Annotated in this window: 3 rRNA genes; all 3 read right to left on the bottom strand. The window is 54.6% G+C overall.

Annotated elements, in window-relative coordinates:
• Positions 1 to 8: 8 nt before the first annotated feature.
• The 3 genes from rrf to CQ045_RS18565 all read right to left on the bottom strand — a co-directional run bounded on the left by rrf (position 9) and on the right by CQ045_RS18565 (position 5,284).
• Positions 9 to 125, bottom strand: a 5S ribosomal RNA gene (rrf, locus tag CQ045_RS18575).
• Between the two features lie 108 nt (positions 126 to 233).
• Positions 234 to 3,338, bottom strand: a 23S ribosomal RNA gene (locus tag CQ045_RS18570).
• A gap of 422 nt (positions 3,339 to 3,760) precedes the next feature.
• Positions 3,761 to 5,284: ribosomal RNA gene (locus CQ045_RS18565) — 16S ribosomal RNA — on the bottom strand.
• The 16S, 23S and 5S rRNA genes sit together here, the layout of an rRNA operon.
• Positions 5,285 to 5,547 lie beyond the last annotated feature (263 nt).

The raw sequence follows: 5,547 nt of genomic DNA, 5'->3' as shown, positions 1-5,547 counted from the left end.
TAAAAGGAGTCCGGCGGTGTCCTACTCTCCCACAGGGTCCCCCCTGCAGTACCATCGGCGCTGTGAGGCTTAGCTTCCGGGTTCGGAATGTAACCGGGCGTTTCCCTCACGCTATGGCCGCCGAAACACTATTGATGTTTCAATCAAACACATAACAAAGTCATTGTTGTTATGCGGTTCTCGACCGTACATCGAGAACCACTCAGTGGACGCGTAGCACCAACAAACGGTGTGTTATCAAGTCATCGGCTTATTAGTACCAGTCAGCTGCACACGTTACCGTGCTTCCACATCTGGCCTATCAACCCAGTAGTCTGGCTGGGAGCCTCTCACCCGAAGGTATGGAAGTCTCATCTTGAGGCCGGCTTCCCGCTTAGATGCTTTCAGCGGTTATCCATCCCGAACGTAGCTAATCAGCGGTGCTCCTGGCGGAACAACTGACACACCAGAGGTTCGTCCAACCCGGTCCTCTCGTACTAGGGTCAGATCCTCTCAAACTTCCTACGCGCGCAGCGGATAGGGACCGAACTGTCTCACGACGTTCTAAACCCAGCTCGCGTACCGCTTTAATGGGCGAACAGCCCAACCCTTGGGACCTACTCCAGCCCCAGGATGCGACGAGCCGACATCGAGGTGCCAAACCATGCCGTCGATATGGACTCTTGGGCAAGATCAGCCTGTTATCCCCGAGGTACCTTTTATCCGTTGAGCGACAGCGCTTCCACAAGCCACTGCCGGATCACTAGTCCCGACTTTCGTCCCTGCTCGACCTGTCAGTCTCACAGTCAAGCTCCCTTGTGCACTTACACTCGACACCTGATTGCCAACCAGGTTGAGGGAACCTTTGGGCGCCTCCGTTACTTTTTGGGAGGCAACCGCCCCAGTTAAACTACCCACCAGGCACTGTCCCTGAACCGGATTACGGTTCGAAGTTAGATATCCAGAGTGACCAGAGTGGTATTTCAACAATGACTCCACACGAACTAGCGTCCATGCTTCAAAGTCTCCCACCTATCCTACACAAGCCACACCGAACACCAATACCAAGCTGTAGTAAAGGTCACGGGGTCTTTCCGTCCTGCTGCGCGTAACGAGCATCTTTACTCGTAATGCAATTTCGCCGAGTTCGCGGTTGAGACAGTTGGGAAGTCGTTACGCCATTCGTGCAGGTCGGAACTTACCCGACAAGGAATTTCGCTACCTTAGGATGGTTATAGTTACCACCGCCGTTTACTGGGGCTTAAATTCTCAGCTTCGCCTTGCGGCTAACCGGTCCTCTTAACCTTCCAGCACCGGGCAGGCGTCAGTCCGTATACATCGTCTTGCGACTTGGCACGGACCTGTGTTTTTAGTAAACAGTCGCTACCCACTAGTCTCTGCGGCCTCCAAACGCTTTCGGGAGTAAATCCCTATACGCCGAAGGCCCCCCTTCTCCCGAAGTTACGGGGGCATTTTGCCGAGTTCCTTAACCACGATTCTCTCGATCTCCTTGGTATTCTCTACCTGACCACCTGAGTCGGTTTGGGGTACGGGCGGCTAGAACCTCGCGTCGATGCTTTTCTTGGCAGCATAGGATCACCCACTTTTTATCCGCATCGTGTCTCAGCCTATGTGAATCGCGGATTTGCCTACGACTCGGCCTACGCACTTGCACCAGGACAACCATCGCCTGGCTTGGGCTACCTTCCTGCGTCACACCTGTTAATACGCTAACCGCACCAGAATGGGGTCGTGCGCTAGGCCCAGAGCGTCACCCCGAAGGGATCAGTCACTGGGATTCAGACACTTAGCACTACTGGATTAGCTTGGGCGGTTCTTCGCCGGTACGGGAATATCAACCCGTTGTCCATCGACTACGCCTGTCGGCCTCGCCTTAGGTCCCGACTTACCCAGGGAAGATTAGCTTGACCCTGGAACCCTTGGTCTTTCGGAGGACGTGTTTCTCACACGTCATTCGCTACTCATGCCTGCATTCTCACTCGTGTAGCCTCCACGGCTGGTTTACACCGCCGCTTCGCTGGCCACACGACGCTCTCCTACCCATCAACACGGCTGGACCACGAAGGCCTACCAATAATGTCAATGCCACAACTTCGGTGGCGTGCTTGAGCCCCGTTACATTGTCGGCGCGGAATCACTTGACCAGTGAGCTATTACGCACTCTTTCAAGGGTGGCTGCTTCTAAGCCAACCTCCTGGTTGTCAAGGCAACTCCACATCCTTTCCCACTTAGCACGCGCTTTGGGACCTTAGTTGGTGGTCTGGGTTGTTTCCCTCTCGACTATGAAGCTTATCCCCCACAGTCTCACTGCTGCGCTCTCACTTACCGGCATTCGGAGTTTGGCTGACGTCAGTAACCTTGTAGGGCCCATCGGCCATCCAGTAGCTCTACCTCCGGCAAGAAACACGCAACGCTGCACCTAAATGCATTTCGGAGAGAACCAGCTATCACGAAGTTTGATTGGCCTTTCACCCCTATCCACAGCTCATCCCCTCAGTTTTCAACCTAAGTGGGTTCGGTCCTCCACGACGTCTTACCGTCGCTTCAACCTGGCCATGGATAGATCACTTCGCTTCGGGTCTAGGACATGCGACTGAATCGCCCTATTCAGACTCGCTTTCGCTACGGCTACCCCACACGGGTTAACCTCGCCACATATCGCTAACTCGCAGGCTCATTCTTCAAAAGGCACGCTGTCACCCCTACTAAGGAGGCTCCAACGGTTTGTAAGCAAACGGTTTCAGGTACTATTTCACTCCCCTCCCGGGGTACTTTTCACCTTTCCCTCACGGTACTTGTCCGCTATCGGTCATCTGGGAGTATTTAGGCTTATCAGGTGGTCCTGACAGATTCACACGGGATTTCACGGGCCCCGTGCTACTTGGGATACTCTTCGCGCCAAGAGAGGCATTTCGACTACGGGGTTGGCACCCTCTATGACCGGCCTTTCAAGACCGTTCGTCTATACCTTCTTGTAACGCCGCCACCTCGGCAGAGATGACTGAAAAGTCCCACAACCCCCAACGTGCAACGCCTGCCGGCTATCACACACGCTAGGTTTAGCCTGTTCCGGTTTCGCTCGCCACTACTAACGGAATCGCGGTTGCTTTCTCTTCCTGTGGGTACTGAGATGTTTCACTTCCCCACGTTCCCTCTACCCGCCCTATATATTCAGGCGGGAGTCACTAGGTCGGCACGCCGCCCAGCGGGGTTTCCCCATTCGGACACCCTCGGATCAAAACTTGCTTATCAGTTCCCCGAGGCTTATCGCAGATTGCTACGTCCTTCTTCGGCTCCAGATGCCAAGGCATCCACCGTTTGCTCTTAAAGACTTGAAATCACATGAGTTTGAATCAGAATCGACTCCAGACTCGAAAGCCTGGAATGAAATTGACTAATGATCTTTAAGATCATCTTGTGCAACCGACCGAAGTCAGCTGCAAGATGCTCGCGTCCACTGTGTAGTTCTCAAAGTACGGGCGGTCCCTCAATCCACAACCCCCAAACGGGAGAAACAGAAAGAGGCCCAGAGTAACCGACTGTGCACTCAACCCCGAAAGGCCAGTGCGCATCCGGTCCCTCAGGACCCAACAGCGTGCAGACACCGGTCCCCTCACCCAGAACCTTCCAACCGCAAGCGGCGTACTAGTTCCGAGATCAGATCTCGATGCCATGTCAAATGTTCCACCCATGAGCTCCCAGCGAGAAACGAACGTCCTCGATCTGGGTTCTGGACTCCGAAGAGTCAGATGCTCCTTAGAAAGGAGGTGATCCAGCCGCACCTTCCGGTACGGCTACCTTGTTACGACTTAGTCCTAATTACCGATCCCACCTTCGACGGCTCCCTCCACAAGGGTTAGGCCACCGGCTTCAGGTGTTACCGACTTTCATGACTTGACGGGCGGTGTGTACAAGACCCGGGAACGTATTCACCGCAGCGTTGCTGATCTGCGATTACTAGCGACTCCGACTTCATGAGGTCGAGTTGCAGACCTCAATCCGAACTGGGACCGGCTTTTTGGGATTCGCTCCACCTCGCGGTATTGCAGCCCTTTGTACCGGCCATTGTAGCATGCGTGAAGCCCAAGACATAAGGGGCATGATGATTTGACGTCATCCCCACCTTCCTCCGAGTTGACCCCGGCAGTATCCCATGAGTTCCCACCATTACGTGCTGGCAACATAGAACGAGGGTTGCGCTCGTTGCGGGACTTAACCCAACATCTCACGACACGAGCTGACGACAACCATGCACCACCTGTTTACGAGTGTCCAAAGAGTTGACCATTTCTGGCCCGTTCTCGTATATGTCAAGCCTTGGTAAGGTTCTTCGCGTTGCATCGAATTAATCCGCATGCTCCGCCGCTTGTGCGGGTCCCCGTCAATTCCTTTGAGTTTTAGCCTTGCGGCCGTACTCCCCAGGCGGGGAACTTAATGCGTTAGCTGCGTCACGGAATCCGTGGAATGGACCCCACAACTAGTTCCCAACGTTTACGGGGTGGACTACCAGGGTATCTAAGCCTGTTTGCTCCCCACCCTTTCGCTCCTCAGCGTCAGTTACGGCCCAGAGATCTGCCTTCGCCATCGGTGTTCCTCCTGATATCTGCGCATTCCACCGCTACACCAGGAATTCCAATCTCCCCTACCGCACTCTAGTCTGCCCGTACCCACTGCAGGCCCGAGGTTGAGCCTCGGGATTTCACAGCAGACGCGACAAACCGCCTACGAGCTCTTTACGCCCAATAATTCCGGATAACGCTTGCGCCCTACGTATTACCGCGGCTGCTGGCACGTAGTTAGCCGGCGCTTTTTCTGCAGGTACCGTCACTTTCGCTTCTTCCCTGCTAAAAGAGGTTTACAACCCGAAGGCCGTCGTCCCTCACGCGGCGTTGCTGCATCAGGCTTGCGCCCATTGTGCAATATTCCCCACTGCTGCCTCCCGTAGGAGTCTGGGCCGTGTCTCAGTCCCAGTGTGGCCGGTCACCCTCTCAGGCCGGCTACCCGTCGACGCCTTGGTGAGCCATTACCTCACCAACAAGCTGATAGGCCGCGAGCCCATCCCCAACCGAAATTCTTTCCAGACACAGACCATGCGGTCGCGTCACATATCCAGTATTAGACGCCGTTTCCAGCGCTTATCCCAGAGTCAGGGGCAGGTTGCTCACGTGTTACTCACCCGTTCGCCACTGATCCCACAGAGCAAGCTCCGTGTTCACCGTTCGACTTGCATGTGTTAAGCACGCCGCCAGCGTTCATCCTGAGCCAGGATCAAACTCTCCGTAAAAAAGAAATGCATACGACACCGGGAAAACGATGACGCAGCGAGTTTGATGCTGACCAAAGAGACAAATTCATTGCTGACTTCATCCAATGCCAACCCCCCGGAAGGAGTTGGTCTTTGATCCAAAGGAATTCTCACCCCCACCGAAATGGAGACGAGGATAATTTGGCATTTGACAAGTGCACGCTGTTGAGTTCTCAAGGATCGGATGCTCCCACGACCCAGCCATCACAGCCAGGCCCGCAGGGCAACTTCTCTATCTTACC

This window comes from Microbacterium sp. MYb66, from assembly GCF_002979435.1.
GTDB lineage: Bacteria > Actinomycetota > Actinomycetes > Actinomycetales > Microbacteriaceae > Microbacterium.
Note: the sequence above shows the minus strand (reverse complement) of the source record. Positions and strands in the feature narration are given on the sequence as shown.